Annotated in this window: 19 protein-coding genes and 1 other annotated feature; of the genes, 3 read left to right on the top strand and 16 right to left on the bottom strand. The window is 27.5% G+C overall.

The genetic code is table 11. The annotated features are described in order from the left end of the window. Positions 1-59 precede the first annotated feature (59 nt). The 8 genes from HMPREF2782_RS04205 to HMPREF2782_RS04170 all read right to left on the bottom strand — a co-directional run bounded on the left by HMPREF2782_RS04205 (position 60) and on the right by HMPREF2782_RS04170 (position 5,520). Positions 60-665, bottom strand: coding sequence for an isochorismatase family protein (locus tag HMPREF2782_RS04205; protein WP_070641100.1), 606 nt, complete (start codon positions 663-665; stop codon positions 60-62). Continuing rightward, positions 650-1,573 carry a tRNA modification radical SAM protein MnmL/YtqA gene (locus tag HMPREF2782_RS04200; protein WP_070641098.1) on the bottom strand — a complete coding sequence of 308 codons (924 nt, stop codon included), beginning with the start codon at positions 1,571-1,573 and terminating at the stop codon, positions 650-652. The genes HMPREF2782_RS04205 and HMPREF2782_RS04200 overlap by 16 nt, the downstream gene beginning before the upstream one ends. An 85-nt stretch (positions 1,574-1,658) precedes the next feature. Continuing rightward, positions 1,659-1,883, bottom strand: a complete 225-nt coding sequence (gene rpsR / locus HMPREF2782_RS04195; RefSeq protein ID WP_019116506.1) for a 30S ribosomal protein S18 — start codon at positions 1,881-1,883, stop codon at positions 1,659-1,661. Positions 1,884-1,899: 16 nt separating this feature from the next. After that, positions 1,900-2,421, bottom strand: coding sequence for a single-stranded DNA-binding protein (locus HMPREF2782_RS04190; RefSeq protein ID WP_070641095.1), 522 nt, complete (start codon positions 2,419-2,421; stop codon positions 1,900-1,902). Beyond that, positions 2,422-2,706 carry a 30S ribosomal protein S6 gene (gene rpsF, locus HMPREF2782_RS04185; RefSeq protein ID WP_019118399.1) on the bottom strand — a complete coding sequence of 95 codons (285 nt, stop codon included), beginning with the start codon at positions 2,704-2,706 and terminating at the stop codon, positions 2,422-2,424. Between the two features lie 98 nt (positions 2,707-2,804). Then, positions 2,805-3,737, bottom strand: a complete 933-nt coding sequence (locus HMPREF2782_RS04180; RefSeq protein ID WP_070641093.1) for a P1 family peptidase — start codon at positions 3,735-3,737, stop codon at positions 2,805-2,807. Positions 3,738-3,773: 36 nt separating this feature from the next. Next, entirely contained in the window at positions 3,774-4,448 is a 675-nt protein-coding gene (locus HMPREF2782_RS04175; protein ID WP_070641091.1) for a beta/alpha barrel domain-containing protein, read from the bottom strand. 19 nt (positions 4,449-4,467) lie between these two features. Continuing rightward, complete coding sequence (locus HMPREF2782_RS04170; RefSeq protein ID WP_070641089.1) at positions 4,468-5,520, bottom strand: alpha-amylase family protein; 1,053 nt, start codon at positions 5,518-5,520, stop codon at positions 4,468-4,470. Positions 5,521-5,770: 250 nt separating this feature from the next. Here HMPREF2782_RS04170 and HMPREF2782_RS04165 point away from each other — a divergent pair, with 250 nt between their 5' ends. Together HMPREF2782_RS04165 and HMPREF2782_RS04160 are read left to right on the top strand one after the other, a co-directional pair. Next, complete coding sequence (locus HMPREF2782_RS04165; RefSeq protein ID WP_070641088.1) at positions 5,771-6,046, top strand: autorepressor SdpR family transcription factor; 276 nt, start codon at positions 5,771-5,773, stop codon at positions 6,044-6,046. Further along, a complete protein-coding gene (locus tag HMPREF2782_RS04160; protein WP_070641085.1) occupies positions 6,036-6,677 on the top strand; it encodes an SdpI family protein in 642 nt (213 codons plus the stop codon). Before HMPREF2782_RS04165 ends, HMPREF2782_RS04160 begins: the two co-directional genes overlap by 11 nt. A 69-nt stretch (positions 6,678-6,746) precedes the next feature. Here HMPREF2782_RS04160 and HMPREF2782_RS04155 read toward each other — a convergent pair whose 3' ends face one another. Continuing rightward, positions 6,747-7,145, bottom strand: a complete 399-nt coding sequence (locus HMPREF2782_RS04155) for a phage holin family protein (RefSeq protein ID WP_070641156.1) — start codon at positions 7,143-7,145, stop codon at positions 6,747-6,749. 83 nt (positions 7,146-7,228) lie between these two features. After that, positions 7,229-7,714 carry a hypothetical protein gene (locus HMPREF2782_RS04150; RefSeq protein WP_019118406.1) on the bottom strand — a complete coding sequence of 162 codons (486 nt, stop codon included), beginning with the start codon at positions 7,712-7,714 and terminating at the stop codon, positions 7,229-7,231. A 100-nt stretch (positions 7,715-7,814) separates the two neighbouring features. On the opposite strand from HMPREF2782_RS04150, the gene HMPREF2782_RS04145 reads away from it, so the two are divergent. Next, positions 7,815-8,369: a DUF3783 domain-containing protein gene (locus tag HMPREF2782_RS04145; RefSeq protein WP_070641083.1), complete on the top strand. Its 555-nt coding sequence runs from the start codon at positions 7,815-7,817 to the stop codon at positions 8,367-8,369. Positions 8,370-8,521: 152 nt separating this feature from the next. Next, positions 8,522-8,731: a binding site (T-box leader), on the top strand. Between the two features lie 170 nt (positions 8,732-8,901). Here the strand turns inward: HMPREF2782_RS04145 and HMPREF2782_RS04140 are convergent. The 6 genes from HMPREF2782_RS04140 to HMPREF2782_RS04115 form a co-directional block, all read right to left on the bottom strand. Next, positions 8,902-12,462: a hypothetical protein gene (locus tag HMPREF2782_RS04140; protein WP_070641081.1), complete on the bottom strand. Its 3,561-nt coding sequence runs from the start codon at positions 12,460-12,462 to the stop codon at positions 8,902-8,904. Positions 12,463-12,571: 109 nt separating this feature from the next. Continuing rightward, positions 12,572-13,219, bottom strand: a complete 648-nt coding sequence (locus HMPREF2782_RS04135; RefSeq protein ID WP_070641079.1) for a Crp/Fnr family transcriptional regulator — start codon at positions 13,217-13,219, stop codon at positions 12,572-12,574. An 83-nt stretch (positions 13,220-13,302) separates the two neighbouring features. Then, positions 13,303-13,557, bottom strand: a complete 255-nt coding sequence (locus HMPREF2782_RS04130; protein ID WP_070641077.1) for a putative Se/S carrier protein — start codon at positions 13,555-13,557, stop codon at positions 13,303-13,305. Next, positions 13,557-14,831: a double-cubane-cluster-containing anaerobic reductase gene (locus HMPREF2782_RS04125; protein ID WP_039920570.1), complete on the bottom strand. Its 1,275-nt coding sequence runs from the start codon at positions 14,829-14,831 to the stop codon at positions 13,557-13,559. Before HMPREF2782_RS04125 ends, HMPREF2782_RS04130 begins: the two co-directional genes overlap by 1 nt. Position 14,832: 1 nt before the next feature. Then, positions 14,833-15,570, bottom strand: a complete 738-nt coding sequence (locus tag HMPREF2782_RS04120; protein ID WP_070641075.1) for a hypothetical protein — start codon at positions 15,568-15,570, stop codon at positions 14,833-14,835. Continuing rightward, positions 15,567-16,316 carry an acyl-CoA dehydratase activase gene (locus HMPREF2782_RS04115; RefSeq protein ID WP_070641073.1) on the bottom strand — a complete coding sequence of 250 codons (750 nt, stop codon included), beginning with the start codon at positions 16,314-16,316 and terminating at the stop codon, positions 15,567-15,569. The genes HMPREF2782_RS04120 and HMPREF2782_RS04115 overlap by 4 nt, the downstream gene beginning before the upstream one ends. Positions 16,317-16,474 lie beyond the last annotated feature (158 nt).

Below are 16,474 nucleotides of genomic sequence, written 5' to 3'. Positions count from 1 at the left end.
GTCAGATATTCGTGCTTGAGGGTTTGTCTACGTTCTGTGCCTTCAGTAAGAAGGCTAAATTATTTTCTTAAATTTTTTACCATTTTAGAAATTTCTTTGAAATTCTCATCCTTTGCATCACTTGCTAAGTCAAACATTAGCATTTCTGTATTTACAAGGCTTGCTCCCATATCAGACATAGCTTTTAATCCCAAATCTTTTTGCTCTTTATTAAAACTTGATACAGCATCTTCAACCACAAAAACCTTATATCCTTCAAACAACAATCTTCTTACTGTTTGATAAACACAAATATGAGTTTCTGCTCCTGTAATTATTACATTTGTGATTTTATTTTCTTTTAAATAAGAAGAAACTTCATCTGTGATTGCATCAAAGCTTGTTTTTGAAAAAATATTCTTATCATCAAGATTTTCTTTTATTTCATCTACACTTTGACCAAGCCCTTTTGGATATTGTTCTGTTGCAATTTTTTTGATTCCATACATTTCAAAAACTTTTAAAAGCGTCGCTGAATTTTTAATTATTTTATCGGATTCATAAATTGCTGGCATCAATTTTTCTTGCAAATCAATTACCAATAAAAGTGTATTATCCTTGTTATCATAAGTTTTTGTGTCAAAATTATAGCCTTCAATATAAAAATTTCCTATTTCTCTTTCCATAAATCCCCCTGATTTTTATTTCTATCCTTTAATTTTTTATCAATTGTAGATAAAACTTTTGCCTTATTTTTTGACCAAATCGGCCAAATAATTTTATCACGGCGTCCATCTCCGGTTAGTCTTTGGACAATTATATTTGGATTTAAATTCTCCAAAATAAGTATAACATAATCGACAAACTCATCCAATGTCATTGTAAACTCATCTTGATTTTCCAAATAGTAATCATAAATTCTAGAACCTTTTTCTATATAAAGATTGTGAATTTTAATCCCCCAAAATTCTCTTTCATTTATATAAGAAATAGCTCCAAGATAATCATTCAAATCTTCGTTTGGAAGTCCAATTATAAGATGAGCCAAGCATTTTATATTTTTTTCTTTTAATTTTAAAAGTCCCTTATCAAATTCCTTGTGAGAATAGCCTCTGTTTATAAATTCTATCGATTTTTCATTTACAGATTGAAGACCAAGCTCAACAATTAGAAAAGTTTTTTTATTTAAATCATCAAGTAATTCAATTACTTCATCCGAAAGACAATCCGCACGAGTTGCAATAGATAAGCCCATGATATTTGGATTTTCTATTGCTCCATAAAATAATTTTTTCATCTTTTCTATATCACCATAGGTTGAAGTAAAATTTTGAAAATATGCCATATATCCTTCATTTCTATTTGGTTTTTTTAATCTTTTTATTTGAAAATCTATTTGCTTATCCAAATCATCATTTCTTGTAAAATCGCCAGCCCCATTTTCCGAACAATAAATACAACCTAATTTTGAAATTTTTCCGTCCCTATTTGGACAAGTAAATCCTCCATCAAGAGGAATTTTTATTATTTTTTTATTAAATTTTCTTTTAAAATAGGAATCCACATCCCTATATCTTTTTTTATTTATTTCCATAATTTTATTTTACTTTTATATAAAAAAAAGACACCCCTTAGGCGTCTTTTGCTTGCTTATTGAAAGTTTATATTTTTATTTATCTTTAATTATCTTCGTATGGCAATAAAGCTACTTGTCTAGCTCTTTTGATTGCTCTTGTAATTTCTCTTTGATGTTTCGCATTTAGTCCTGTAACTCTTCTTGGAAGGATCTTTCCTCTATCAGAAATAAATCTTTTTAGAGTTTCAATATCCTTATAATCTATTACTTTTGAAGGGTCTTTGACAAATGGATCGACTTTTTTTCTTGGTCTGAAATTTCTACGCATTTTATCCTCCTAAAATCTAGAAAGGAATTCTTCCGTCGTCTTCAATTTCTGTAAAGTCATCGTCAAAAAAGTCATCATTATTATTCATGTTTTGATTGTTATTTTGTTGGAAATTATTTGAATTATTGTAAGAATTATCTTGGTTCATATTTCCAAAACCATTGTCTTGGTTCATTGGATTATTTTGATATTGACCATCTGATCTTGATTCCAAAAATTCAACTCTGTCTGCAATAACATCTGTTGTGTAGACCATCTTTCCATCTTTGTCTTGGTAAGAACCTGTTTGGATTCTACCATCTATCGCACATTGATTTCCTTTTTTTAGATACCTTGATACATTTTCAGCTTGAACTCCCCACACTGTAATTCGTGGAAAATCAGCTGTTGGACGATTCATTGATTCCATTTCTTGTCGTTTTTGTTTACTTAAACCTCTATCAACTGCTAAAGAAAAACTAACAACTGCTTGTCCAGATTGGGTATATCTTAAATCTGGATCTTTTGTTAATCTTCCTATAAGAAAAACTTTATTCATTTAGTCCTCTTTTCTGATTACCATGTATCTAAGAATTAAATCAGATATTCTAAGTCTTCTTTCAAATTCTTTGATGTGGTCACCACTAGCTTTGAAATCAACGATATAATAATATCCTTCTTTGATGTAGTTGATTTCGTATGCAAGTTTTCTTTTTCCCCAGTCATCTACAGATTCTACTTCTCCACTTTCAGCTATAATGCCTTTGAAGATTTCTAAAGATTTATTTCTTTCTTCATCTGAAATTTCTGGTTTGTAAATCAATACTGCTTCGTAGTTATTCATCTTATTCACCTCCCTTTGGTCTTTGACCCCGATCTTTTGTCGGAGTAGAGAATTCTTATCTATGTTACTATAATTAGTTTTAAAAGTCAATAATTTTATTAAATAAATTCGCTAGAATTTTCTACATTAGAAAAATAAATTGCATTTGCAATTGCACGAGCCATAACTTTTGCCCCAAGGCTTCCCACAAGATTTATATCTGCATTTATTTTATTTGTAGCAAGAGAAAAAATTGTATCTCCATCCATCATTGTGTGAACTGGTCTAATCGCTCTGGCATAGCCATTGTGAGTCATAGATGCGATTTTTCTAAGCTCAGTTTTAGAAAATTTTCCATTTGTTGCAACAATTCCAATTGTTGTGTTCAAAGAATTTTTTTCAGAAATTTTTTCTAAAACTTCAAGAGTAGGAATGAATTTATTATTTTTTAAAATTCCTGCAATTTGTTTATTTTTTTCATCATCAAAAATATCTCCCATGGCATTTACTGCAACAATAGCAGAAACTTTTAAATCGCCAACGCTTATTGTGGCAGAGCCAAGTCCTGATTTCATCAAAAATTCTTTGCCCAAAGCCTTTCCAACTGTAGCACCAGTCCCTGCTCCAATTATTCCTTGACGATTTTCAGTAAAACTTGCATTTTTGTAAGCTTCGCTTCCCATTTTTTTATCTGGTCTAATTTTGTAAGATTTATAATCCAAATCATATAAAATTGCTTGAGGAACTATGGGAACAATTCCACTTGGAACTTCAAATCCTATCCCATCTTTTTCTAATTCTTCAACAACTCCAATTGAACCTGCAAGGCCATAAGACGAACCTCCAGATAAAACAAGAGCTGAAACTTCGCTTACAGTATTTACAGGATTTAAAAGATCCGTTTCGCGAGTACCAGGTCCTCCTCCTCTTACGTCAACACTTGCTGTGTTTCCTTTTGGAGGAATTAAAACCGTAAGACCAGTTCCTGCATCAAAATTTTGAGCATGACCAATTTTTATTCCTTCAATATCTGTTATGTAGCCCTTATACATTTTTTCTCCTTATTAAAATTTTAAAAAATATAAATCCTACTTCCTATATCTATCCATCATTTCTCCAAAAACTTCTGCTGATGATGGTGCTGTGTAAGAAATTGCATTTGCTCCTGCGTCAATTGTTTTTTTAATTGATTCAGATTTGCTACCACCAGTTGCTATAATCGGAAATTTATCTCCAATTATTTTTCTAATTTCAGCGACAAGCTCTGGAGTTTTTGGTCCACCAGATACATTTAAAATTTCTGCACCCGCTTCTATTTTCCCCAAAACATCATCCTTAAATCCAGTTACAGTTGCAATCACTGGTATGTCTACAAATTCTGAGATTGCTTTAATATCTTCATTTGGAATCGGAGAATTTACAACAACACCATAAGCTCCTTCAAGCTCTGCATCAAAAGCAATATATTTTGATCTTGCTCCTTGAGTTGTACCTCCACCAACACCAATAAAACATGGAACTGATGCAGTTGAAATTATTGATTGAGCAATTGTATTTTGTGGAGTGTAGGGATAAACTGCCATAATAGAATCCGCATTAGAATTTCTAATTATTGCAAGATCTGTTGTAAAAAGTAAAGATTTTATTCTTTTTTCATAAATTTTTATTCCACTTGCCTTATAAATTTCTTCAGGCATTGTTATAAAAGATTTTCTAAGTTTTGAATGTACTTCTGGTACAAATTTATTATTTTTTTCAACCATTCTTATCTCCTTTTATAAATTATTTTATGTAAGTTTCAAATACAAAAGATTCATAAGCTCTCAAATTGATATTTTTTACAATAGTTCTTTTGGAAATATTTCCAATTACAAAAGTTGATTTTCTTATATCAATAAATTTTGGCAAATCTACTATTATATCTTTTTGACAAAGATTATTTAAAATCACAAGAGCTTTTTTCCCATTGTAAAACATATAGGAAAGAACATCTTTATCCTTTAATTTTATGGGAAAATATCCCCCTCTAATTATATCAAGATAATCATATCTTACCAAAAAAATCTCCCTATAAAAATCAAATATTTCCTTTCTAATCCTAGAATCAATTTTATCTAAATAATATAAAGTTTCTTCCCCTTCTTTAATAAAAATATCATTTTGCCTTATTAGTGTAATAATAGCTATAAGTTTTGCTGATATTGTGTAAAAATGTTTAAAATCCAAAAAATTAAGACAAGAAAAATCAAAATCATTATTTAAAGAAAATATATTTGAATTTTTATTTTCATTTAAAATAAATTCTTTCAAATTTTCATTTTCCATACTTTTATAAGATAAATCTACAATTTTACAAATATTTTTATATTCTTCCCCATTTTTTGTATTTACAATTAAAATCAGATTTTTGTAAGTTTTTTTCAAATATAAAAGGACTTCCCTAAAATTTATTTTAGAATTTTTACAATCATCAAATAAAAATCCATCAATCCCCTTATCAATCCAGAAATTTAAAATTGCCAAAATATTTTTCGCTTCCATTTGCTCATTTATTTTATTTATATCAATCCTCAAAATTATAGACAAAGACATCTCGTGACACAATAAAATTTCTCCTACAAAATCTCTAGTTTGACCCAAATTTTTATCAACTTGCGAGTAATCAAAAAAATTATTTTTATCCTTTTTGAAAATATCTTCTATTATCAAACAATCAATCCCAAGAATTTTTGCAAGCATAAATCTTTTATCAAGATCATAAATATCCACAAAACCCAAATCTGATTTATCTTTATTCAATTTTTTTGGATAAGTTCTATAAAAAATCTCAGCCATAATTCTCCTTATTTCTATATTATTATATTTACAATACTAAAATATTCAAAAAGTCAGTGATGAGTTTAATTGTCATTGGAAATAATTTTAAAAAAATAAAAATTCTTAGCTTTAAAAAAATTTTAAAATAATTATAAGTCAAATCTATTTAGATTTTTTTCGAAATAGATTTGACTTTTTTAATTTTACATTCTATAATAAAAATAACTATTTAGATAATTATCAAAATAGATTGAAAGGGAGTGATAAATTGTTTTCTGATACTTTTAAAGCTTTATCTGATCCGGTAAGAATTGAAATTTTAAATTTATTGAGAAAAAAAGGATCTATGAATGCAGGAGAAATTGCTGAAAATTTTGACTTATCAAAGGCAACCATCTCCCACCATTTAAAATTATTAAAAAATGAAGATTTAATTTATGAAACAAAAAAGAAAAATTTTATTTATTATGAGCTAAACACAAGTATTTTTGAAGATATAATGTCTTGGTTTGTGAAATTTAAAGGAGTAGAAAATGAAAAATAAAATTAAATTTAAAAAAGAAAGTGTAATCTCAGTTATTATTTCTATTTTGTTGTTTGCCCTTGTAAATTTATTATTTTACAAAAAAATGCCAGAAACTTTGCCTACTCATTGGGGATTCAATAACAAAATTGATGGCTATTCAAGTAAATTTACAACCCTAATAACAACGCCCTTGCTTTTGATTTTTTTAAATATTTTTTCTTGCTTTATGCTTGATAACGATCCAAAAAACAAAGACAAAAATAATTTTGTAATAACAATCGGCAAGGCAACAATTCCTTTGGTTATGCTCATAACTTTTGTAATCAGCGTTTTTTATGGGCTTGGGAAAAAGATCAATGTTATGGTAATAATTTCTATATTCGTAGGTTTTCTTTTAATTTTAATTGGAAATTATTTGCCAAAAACAAAAAGAAATTATACAGTTGGAATAAAACTTCCTTGGACTTTAAATAGTGACGAAAATTGGAACAAAACTCATAGACTTGCAGGATATTTTTTTATACTTGGAGGAATATTTTTCTTATTGACTCCCTTTATAGGAAATGAATATTTGATTTTTTTAACATTTATGATAATAGTAATAATTCCTGCGATCTATTCTTTTTATCTTTATAAAAATGGAGTGTAAAATATAAAAATATAAGTCAAACACAAAAAAAGCATTGAACATAAAAGTCCAATGCTTTTTCTAAATCTTTTATTTTTCTTCTTTGAATTGTTCAAGAAGTATTTTTAATTTTTTAGGAATTGGCAAATCTATAGCAAGGGCATTTTCAAGAATTGAAAGTCCCTCATTTGCAATATAAAAAAATATTATCGAACTTCTTATCATAGCTTGGTTCTTAATCAAATTTTTATCGCAAATATTTGCAATTCCTACTATTATAAAAATCATAATCTTTTTTAAAATTCCTTTAAAGCCTATTTTTGATGATAATTTTCTCTCAAATCCCGCCCTTATAATTCCAGAAATATAATCGCAAATTACAAAAGCTGTAAGAGAGTAAATGAAAATATCCAAATCTCCAAGAAAAAATCCTATTAATGAGCCAAAAATAGTAAAAAAGATTTTTACTAAGTCCTTAAATTTGTCCATACTTTCTCCTTTAAAAATTTTTTCCATAAAAAAATCACCTCCTACTTATAAATAAGTAAAAAGGTGATCTTATCCCAAAATATTTAATTTTCAAAAGATTTAAGTTCAATATCTTTTTTAATTTTATTTATTTCCTTAGATTTTTCCTTAGAAAGTTTTTTTATAAGAGTGATAAGTTTTTTTTCGGATTTTTGAATATCCAATTTCTTTTTTCTCATATCAATCCTTAATTTCATATCAGAAAGAGCATTTCTAGGTCTTGAAAATTCACTAAGTTTATAAGGAAGATCTAGAATACTTGCAAGATTTGGATCAAAAATCAATAAATCAGCATGAAGTTTTAATAAAACATCTTGACTTCTATCAATCGATTTATTAATTACATTATTTTTATTTGATCTTAAAAAATCTCCAACAATATTTCGTCCAACAAGACCAGTAATAGAATAATCAGACGCCTTTCCCACTCTTATACTTGCTCTTTGCAAAACTCCAAGGGCTTCTCTTGCCTCATCAAGTAATTTATTAATTTCTTTTATTCTAGTATTTTCATAATTATAATCTTTCATAAATCTCTCCCCAAATTTTTCTCTTATTATATTATACCCAAAAGTGAGCAAAATAACTTTTTGGGTATAGTAATAATAATTAAAAATAAAAGGAGAGTGTATGGCTTTAATAATTTTATTTAACGCTAATGATATAGAAAAAGAAAAATTAAGAATTTTGTGCAATAAAGAAAATGTAAAATTAAAAATAATTGGCATGGAAGATGTTGACCAAAAAGTAGGCTACCTTGCAGAAATTGATGGTTTTGAAAAAATAGAATCCAAGGGAGAATATATAAAAGAATTTGATTTTACCTTTGCGTTTTTTAAAGATTTTGGAGAAAATGATTTGTTTCCATTTATAGATAAAATGAGAGAAAACGGCATTGTGATAGAACACAAAGCAGCAATCACTCCAACAAATATAAAATGGACACTTAGATATTTATTAGAAGAAAACGACCAAGAACACAAAACAATGCAAATTGTAGAAGAAATAAATACCTACTTAGAAAAAGCAAGCAAAATAAAAGAAGAAAGTGGCAAAGAAAATCCAGAAATAGCAAAATCAGTGAAAGAATTAAACCACTACTTCCAAACAGCCGGCGAAAATTTTGAAATAAAAATCGCAAAAGAATTTAGAGATAAAATTAAAAATTTGGTAGAAAATTTATAGGAAAAACTCTTACATTAATTTGTGAGAGTTTTTAATTTTAAAAATTCAATTATTTTTATAAAAATCAAAAAATCTTTGCTACACTCTAAAAGTGAAATATTAAAATATTTATAAATTTATTTGACAAAGTGTAAAATGCATGGTATTATTTTATCAATACGAAGAAGAGTTAAGTAAATTAAAAAATATTAATCGCAGAGAGGTTTCGTTTGCTGAAAGGAACTATGATATTTTTAATTGAATAGAGGCTTGGAGTTGGAAGTATAATACATAAGCTTCCCGTTGACTGCGTTTTAGTCTTACTAATGAGGCAAAATTTATTTTGCGAATTAGGGTGGCAACACGTTTATATCGTCCCTTTATCGGGGCGTTTTTTTTATAGAAAAATATTAAATTTTTTTTAAAAAATTCAACTGACTACAGATTACATATATAAATATAAACTGTTATAAACGCTTAATTTACCTAAAATATATATAAATAAAAAATAAAACTACCAGTTTTTTGCTGGTAGTTTTATTTTTTCAATTTTTTATTTTCTTTTTCTTAATAAAGCATACAATAATCCGCTTAGTGAGCTTGTTAGAATTGTGGATATTTTATTTCCTACTCCTGTTTTTGGATTATTTGATGATGGACTTTCGATTTTTATTTTGCTTTGATTATCCTTTGTTTTTATTTTTTGTTTAGGTCTTTGTGCTTTTTCTTTGCCTTCTTTTAATTCTTGCCAATAAGCTTTTAAATTAATATTATCTTTTAAATAAATTTCAGAATTTGGATAATAAATTTTATCTCCATCTTTCCAATACAAAAATTTAAATCCTTTTTTCATTGGTTTTGGTAGTTTATATTTTGTATTTCTTTGTCCTTTTATTGCTACATTTCCCAAAACTCCATTTAAATCTCCTCCATCAAGATCAAGATTTATATTTACAGACATAAATCTTTCCAAATCTTTTTGAGCAAAATTGAAATCTGCAAGAGCCATAGCGTATCTTTTTTTAGCTTCGTCAAATTCATCTTTTAATTTATTTGTTTTTTCTTTTTGTCTATCAAGATTTTCTTTTGCCTTATCCAAAGCAATTTGAGCCTTTTCTTTTGCTTTTGCCTTTTTATTTATTTCTTCAATATTTTCATAACTTTGCGGATTATTTAAATCTATATTTTGAGCAATTTCAAAATCAGCCTCAGCCTTTGCTAAATTTTCATTTTTCAATTTTAAATTATTTTCGGCATCTTCTTTTGATTTTTTTAAATCTTCAAAAACTTTTTTCATAGCTTTTACTTTTCTATTTGCCTTAGCTAGATTTTCTTTTGCCTTAGAATAACTTTCAAACTCTTGATTTTTTTGTTCTAATAATTCATTTGCTAATTTTAATTCTTCGTTAGCCTTTGCAAGAGCCTTTGCCGCTTCATCTTTTTTAGTTTTTAAATCACTTATATTTTTATTTGTATTTTCTATATTTTCATTTAGCTTATTAGTTTCTTCATTTAATTTATTTATTTCTTCATTTTTAGAATTTTCTTCTGATTTCTTTTCTTCTAATTGTTTTTGTTTGTCTGTCAAATTATTTTCTAAAGCTTTTCTTTTCTCATTTAAGCTTAAAATTTGATTTTGAAGATTAATTTTTTCTTCTTCTGCTTTTGTTTTTGCATCTTCTAGTGTTTTTATTTCATTATTTTTATCTTCAAGTTCTTTATTTGTACTAGCTAAATCATTTTCTAGTTTTGTTAATCTTTCTCCGTATTCCTTATTAGAAGCTATGTGATTTGCAATTTTAGTATCAAGCTCATTAATTTCAGTTGTTAAACTATTTATTTCACTTTCTAAGACTTCCTTTTCTTTTTCTAATCTTTGAATTTCACTTTTATTTGCTTCAAGTTTATTAATTTTTTCTTGATTTTCATTTTTCTTATTTTCTAGATTTTGATTTATAGCTTGTAGGTCTTCATTTTCTTTTGCAATCTCAGAATCTTTAGCTGCAATTTGTTTTTCTAAATCAGCAATTTCTTTTTTTAGATCTTCAATTTTTGCCAAATCTTCTTCGCTAGGAGTTTTTATTCCATTCATTAAATTTTGAAGATTTGTACAATAATCATCAAAAAGTTTTTCGTATTCTTCTATAGTATACGCTGTATTTTCTTTAGTATAATTTAATTGAAGAGATTGAACGAATCCAAACATTCCTGGTCTTATAGCATATCCAGATGTATAAGAGTCTCCAAATTTGAATTGCCCCCACATCAAATCATCTACTAGATTTGTGTAGTGTCCTATTTGTTGAAAAGATTTTGATATTCCTGTATCTTTAAATATTTCGTCGCTGTGTAAAGCTATATAGTATCCCATCTCTTCTCTACTTTTACAGCCTTTTTTTCTCAAATAATCAAATAAAATTTTTTCTTGATCCCACCAGCCTTGAATTGCTTCTTTTCCTTTGTCAGATCCACCCCAGTGTAAATTTTCAAAAGGTGGTTGATGAATTCCTGCGTGTTCGATTTTATTAGCTGAATAATTCGCATTTGCTTGGGCAACTGCCATATCAAAATCGCTGATTTTTAGAACACTTAATTTTCTTCCATCAATTCCACCATCTTTTTGTCTTTTTTCATTAACAACTTTTAAAGCCTCAATAGCTTTTTTCATATTTTCAAGACTTCTAGAATCATCAGATGACATATTTTTATTTGCAGCCAAATACTCTTGACCAATTTTTTTAGCCCTATCATTGTTTGGAAGTTTTGTAAATACATCAAGAGCTTTTTGTGATTTGTTATGTTCAAAAAATCCTACAGAGCCTTTGTCCCATTGCTCTTTTGCTTTTTGTTTTTCTTCTTCGCTTACAGTCTTCAAAGATTCTTCTAATTTTTTCAATTCTTCTTTTTTGCTGTTAAGATTTTCTTCAAGCTCTGTTTTTTCGGCAGTTTTTCCCTTAATAGAATTTTCTTTTTTAGTTTTTTCATTATTAAGATTTTCTATATTTTTCTTTTCTTCATCTATTGTTTGTTGTAAATTTTCATTTTCTTTGGAAAGATTTTCTATCTTGGTATTATCTGCATTCAGCTTATTTTCTTTTTCAGTTTTGCTTTTTTCTTTTTGTGATTTTTCCTTATTTAATTCATCAAGTTTTTTACTAAATTCTTCATTTTCTTTTTTTAGATTTTCAATGTCTTCTTGAAGTTTTGATATTTTATCTTCAATAGATTTTTTATCTGATTCTGATGTTTCAAGATTTTCTTTAATTTTTATAAGTTCTTGCTCTTTTTCTCCTAGCTTATTTTGTAAATCTTTGTAGCTTTGGCTATCTTCGCTTACTTCTCCAATAGATTTTTTTATCTCATCTATTTCGTTTGATAGATTATTTTCTTCACCTTTAATCTTAGCCAATTCTTCATTTGCTTTATCAAGGTCATTTTTCAAATTTTCTTGTTCTTTTTTAAGTGAATTTAATTTTTCTTCTTCTTGTTTTAGGCTTTCACTTTTTTCTTCCAAATCTTTTTGAGCTTGATCTTGTTTTTCCTCTGCCTCTTTTTTCTTATTTTCGGCATCTTTTAAACTTTCTTCAGCATTTGGATTTTTTTCTTTTTCTTTTTCAAAGTCAGCATTGGCATTCTTTTCTTCTTCATCTGCCTTATCAAGATCTTCCTTTGCCTGATTTGTTTTTTCTTCTTTTTCTTTTAAATCTTTTTCGGCTATTTCTTTTTCGTTTTTTGCATTTTCTAAATCTTTTTCTTTTTGAGATTTATAATCTTCTACTGTTGAATCTAAATCTTCTTTTGCCTTTTTATTTTCTTCTTCCAAATTTTTATTTTCTTTCTCAAGATTTTTTTCTTCTTCTTTGGAATTTTCATAATCTTTTTGGCTTCGGTCTAGATTTTTTTCTTCTTTATCAAGATTATCTTTTGCCTTATCGTAATTTTCTTTTGCTTGTTCGTAAGTTTTTGCCTTTGTGTCTTTTTCTCCAGAAGGATTTTCAATTGTAGAATCTTTGTAAACGCTTTCATCAGCTATAGCCTTATTTGCTCCATTAATTATAAATGTGCTTGAAAGAGCCATTATCAAAGCTATTTTTTGTATATTTTTCTTTTTCATTTTACTTGCGAAAAAATCGCAGACCTCCTTTTATATATTTTTTAATTTCTTTTATTATTATATCAGATTACAGCAATAAAATAAATTATTTTGTATAAAAATAAACTTTTTACAATAAATTTTTCAACAAGTCCTTGTCCAAAATATAAATTTCTCTTCCCTTTATTTTTATTATATTTTCATCTGCCATATTTGATAATTCTCTCGAAAGGGATGGTCGTGTTGTTGCTAGAAAATCTGCTAGTTCTTCTCTCGTTTGGTCTAAAATAATTTTGCCATCGTTTTCTTCAATCAACAAATAATTTCCTATTTTTTGTCTTAGGGTAAATTGATTTGTTATTTGATTTTTTTGACTTAAAACAAGACATTTTTTGCTAATTAAATCTATATAATTTATCAAAAATGATTTTGGCATAGTTTCATTAATTAATTTTCTAAATTCTTTTATTACTAATAATTTTGATTTTTTTTGAACATAGGCTGAAAAATCGTAAGGCTCTTTTAGGTAAGCATAAACTTCTCCAAAAATTGCTTTTTGATTAAATGTTTGAATTATAGATCTTTTGCCATTTGCATCAAATTTTGCGACTAGAATTGAACCTTCTATTAAAAAATATAAATCTTCTTTTATTTCGCCTTGATTAAAAATATATGAGCCTTTTTCATAAATTTTTTCTTCTATTTTTATATTTTCTTGTAAAATTTCTAAATCTTTTTCTGATAAATTTTTAAAAATTGGTATTTGTCTTAAATTCATTTTCCACCTCTACTAAAATTATATCTTTTATTAAATTTTTTCAAATTAAAAAGCGATGAATTTTTTTCTTCATCGCTATTTGCTTATAAAAATTTATTTCTTTTTGTATTAAAATCTAAATTTGATTCAAAAATTTCATCAATTTTTATCTTATTTTCTTTTGCTAATGGCTCAATTTTTTCTAAATCTTCCTTATTGTATAGATAAACTGATACTCCACAAGCATGGCTAGCCTGTCTTGGCGTTGGCGCAAGGGTTGCTTTTATTTTTTCTTTTCTCAAAATTTCTAAAAGCTCTGTCGCAATCATTGCATTTTCTACTAAAATAAAATATTTCATTAGTCAAGCATTTCTATAAATGCACCAATTCTTGTTTTTAATTGTTCTGCATCTTCGTCTGTGTAGTCTGTTTCTATTCCAATGCAAGGAATATTTTCTTCTTTTAATCTTTTTTCTACAAAATATCCTTCTGTATCATAAATATTACAGAATTTAAGGTTGATGTCGATTACTCCATCGGCATTGTATTCGTGATATAGTCTGATTATATCGTCAATTCTTGATGTATTTGGTGTAAAGCAAGCACAATTTATACTTCCCAAATATCTTTGTGCAAGATTTTTAACTTCTGTATCCAAATCGCCCTTTGTTTCGTCTACTGGATTTTCTATATATCTAATTCCTGTGCACAATTCTTCTCCAACAACTGCTCCACCGTTTGTTTCGATTATTTGATGAAGTTTCCAGTTTGGAATTGAAAGTGGAGTTCCTGTAAGAAGAATTCTTTTTGTTCCTTTTTTAAATACAGATACATTTTCTTTAACTCTTTTGTCAAGTTCATCGCATAGTTCATTTACTTTTTGGGTAAATCTTACTGGATCATCGAAAAATGAAATTTGTGTAATTAAAAGTGTATCTCTTCCTGAAATTGGCACATTATCTAATTTTCTAAAATCGTATAGTCTTTGCATTGCACGTCTTTTGTTATTTATCATTACAATTGCATCGTGCAAGCTTTCTGCTGTTACTTTATTTCCTGTTAATTCTTCTAATTTATCAATATATAATTTGATTTCTTTTTCCCATTTTTGGAAATCTTCGTCCCTTTTCATTTGTGGAATATCCATTATATACATTGGGGCATCTTCTGCCAAAATTTCCCAAGCTTTTTTCTTGCCATCGCAAGTTGTTTCTCCAACAAATAAATCTGCTATTCTAAAAAATGGACAAGTTCTATCAAATCTTGCGCCAAGTGATGCTTTTATCAAAGGGCAAGTTGCTGTTGGCAATTTTTTCTCTCCACCTGGAACCCAAAATTGTGAGCCTGAGCAAAGTCCTGTAGAAATTCCATTTGCTGCCCAAACAACTTCTTCTGGAACATGGATACAAAAACTTCCTATAACTTTTTGTCCATTTTTTTGAGCCTCAATCAATTCAGCAGGTCTTACTCCGTGAATATCTGCTGTAACTGCATTAAAATAATCCATTTTTTCTGGTCTGTTTTCTTGTGATAAAAAAACATCCCCAAAAGCTTGTGGTAAAACTTCGCACAATAAATCGTGCTTATCAAGATCCATACTCAAATCGTCCCACATTTTATGATTTTTATCCATTTTATATCTCCTCATAAGTTAAAATTTTATCCGCCTTATAGATACAATTTTTGAAAGTAAAATCTGGATTTTTTGATTTACTTATTTTATAATTTTCGTAAACTTTTTTGTCGATAATATCGCTTATAGCAAATGGACAAGTTGCTTTTATAATTTTTCTTTTTATGTTTTTCTTTTTATATTTGGATTTTATCTCTAATAAAAAAGAAATCCTATCATCTAAGTTTTTAATAAATCTTATGTAAAATTCTAATTTAAAAAGCAAAGTCCCACTAATATCACTTTCTTGTAAATCTTTTAATATCTGATTAATTTTTTCGATTTTTCCAAGACTTTCAAAATATATTTTTTCATCAAAATTTCTATTGTCCAAATTTTCAAGAAAATTTTTTAAATCTTTCTCATAAACAATTTTTTTGTCAGTATTTTTTTCCAAATACTCATTAAATTTCTTGCAATAATCATCAAGAACAAAAAATTTTGAAGAATATATCAAGGGGCATTTTTTAGTTTTTAGATAGGCAATTGTAGAATTAATTGGATCACATACATTTTCTAATTTGTAGTAATCAAATACATAACTATCAAGTCCAATAATTGGGTAAACAATAAAACCATAAGAGATCAAGAGAGCATCAAACTTATCTGAAAAAACTCCAACTACATTGTCATTTTCCATTTTTGCATATATTGCATCCACATAGGCTTCTCTTCTCAAATCTTCTAGTTTTATCTTCATAAAATAGCAGCTCCAATCGCTCCCGCAAATCTGCCATCGGGATGACTTTTAACACTACTGTTAAGTTTTTCTTCCAAAGCTTTCATTATGTATTCATTATTTGAAAAACCACCAGTAAGAAAATATCCATCAGTATCAGATTTTTTTTGAGCAAGCTTTGAAACTTTTGACACAATAGAATTTATAACTCCACTTGCAATATCTTCTCTTTTTGTTCCTTTTCCCATCAAAGAAACAACTTCAGATTCTGCAAAAACTGTGCAAGTTGAAGAAAGTTCTATGTCCTTGCCTTTATTTGCCATTTGAAAAAATTCTTTCAAATCAAGACCAAGCCTATTTGCCATAACTTCCAAAAATTTCCCAGTTCCAGCCGAACATTTATCATTCATCAAAAAATCCACAACCCTATCTTCATTTTGGACAATTATTTTTGTATCTTGTCCGCCAATGTCGATTATAGTTCTATCTTTTGAGCCCAAAAAATGTGCGCCCTTGCCGTGGGCAGTAATTTCTGTAATAATTTTATCAGCAAAATCTACGGCAATTCTTCCATAACCTGTAGCTGTGATATGACTTTCTTTTCTTTCATATCCCAAATCTTCTAGCTTTTTGATTATTTTTCTGCCAGTTTCTTTGCTATTCCATCCGCTGCTTATAACTTCTTTATAAAGTATTTCATTTTTTTCATTATTTAGGACAACATACTTACTAGCAGTTGATCCAATATCTATACCAATATAATACATATTACCTCTCTACATTTATGATAACATACAAGAAAACTTTTTCCAAATTTGATTTAAAAAATTTTCCAAAATATTTAATTAAATTTTAATTTCAAAATAAAAAATTCCCCAAAAAAATTTTTAAATTTTGGGGAAATATTTTTAAATGTATATAAATT

Source organism: Anaerococcus sp. HMSC068A02 (genome assembly GCF_001811125.1).
Taxonomy (GTDB): Bacteria; Bacillota; Clostridia; order Tissierellales; family Peptoniphilaceae; genus Anaerococcus; species Anaerococcus vaginalis_C.
This window is presented reverse-complemented; position numbering and strand designations above follow the sequence as displayed.

Coding starts and splice junctions, on each gene's coding strand:
- HMPREF2782_RS04145 (WP_070641083.1), top strand. CDS start 7,815: ATGGCTTTAATAATTTTATTTAACGCTAATGATATAGAAAAAGAAAAA.
- HMPREF2782_RS04115 (WP_070641073.1), bottom strand. CDS start 16,316: ATGTATTATATTGGTATAGATATTGGATCAACTGCTAGTAAGTATGTT.
- HMPREF2782_RS04205 (WP_070641100.1), bottom strand. CDS start 665: ATGGAAAGAGAAATAGGAAATTTTTATATTGAAGGCTATAATTTTGAC.
- HMPREF2782_RS04125 (WP_039920570.1), bottom strand. CDS start 14,831: ATGGATAAAAATCATAAAATGTGGGACGATTTGAGTATGGATCTTGAT.
- HMPREF2782_RS04150 (WP_019118406.1), bottom strand. CDS start 7,714: ATGAAAGATTATAATTATGAAAATACTAGAATAAAAGAAATTAATAAA.
- HMPREF2782_RS04170 (WP_070641089.1), bottom strand. CDS start 5,520: ATGGCTGAGATTTTTTATAGAACTTATCCAAAAAAATTGAATAAAGAT.
- HMPREF2782_RS04200 (WP_070641098.1), bottom strand. CDS start 1,573: ATGGAAATAAATAAAAAAAGATATAGGGATGTGGATTCCTATTTTAAA.
- rpsF (WP_019118399.1), bottom strand. CDS start 2,706: ATGAATAACTACGAAGCAGTATTGATTTACAAACCAGAAATTTCAGAT.
- HMPREF2782_RS04130 (WP_070641077.1), bottom strand. CDS start 13,557: ATGAAATATTTTATTTTAGTAGAAAATGCAATGATTGCGACAGAGCTT.
- HMPREF2782_RS04135 (WP_070641079.1), bottom strand. CDS start 13,219: ATGAATTTAAGACAAATACCAATTTTTAAAAATTTATCAGAAAAAGAT.
- HMPREF2782_RS04190 (WP_070641095.1), bottom strand. CDS start 2,421: ATGAATAAAGTTTTTCTTATAGGAAGATTAACAAAAGATCCAGATTTA.
- HMPREF2782_RS04120 (WP_070641075.1), bottom strand. CDS start 15,570: ATGAAGATAAAACTAGAAGATTTGAGAAGAGAAGCCTATGTGGATGCA.
- rpsR (WP_019116506.1), bottom strand. CDS start 1,883: ATGCGTAGAAATTTCAGACCAAGAAAAAAAGTCGATCCATTTGTCAAA.
- HMPREF2782_RS04180 (WP_070641093.1), bottom strand. CDS start 3,737: ATGTATAAGGGCTACATAACAGATATTGAAGGAATAAAAATTGGTCAT.
- HMPREF2782_RS04175 (WP_070641091.1), bottom strand. CDS start 4,448: ATGGTTGAAAAAAATAATAAATTTGTACCAGAAGTACATTCAAAACTT.
- HMPREF2782_RS04155 (WP_070641156.1), bottom strand. CDS start 7,145: ATGGACAAATTTAAGGACTTAGTAAAAATCTTTTTTACTATTTTTGGC.
- HMPREF2782_RS04160 (WP_070641085.1), top strand. CDS start 6,036: ATGAAAAATAAAATTAAATTTAAAAAAGAAAGTGTAATCTCAGTTATT.
- HMPREF2782_RS04140 (WP_070641081.1), bottom strand. CDS start 12,462: ATGAAAAAGAAAAATATACAAAAAATAGCTTTGATAATGGCTCTTTCA.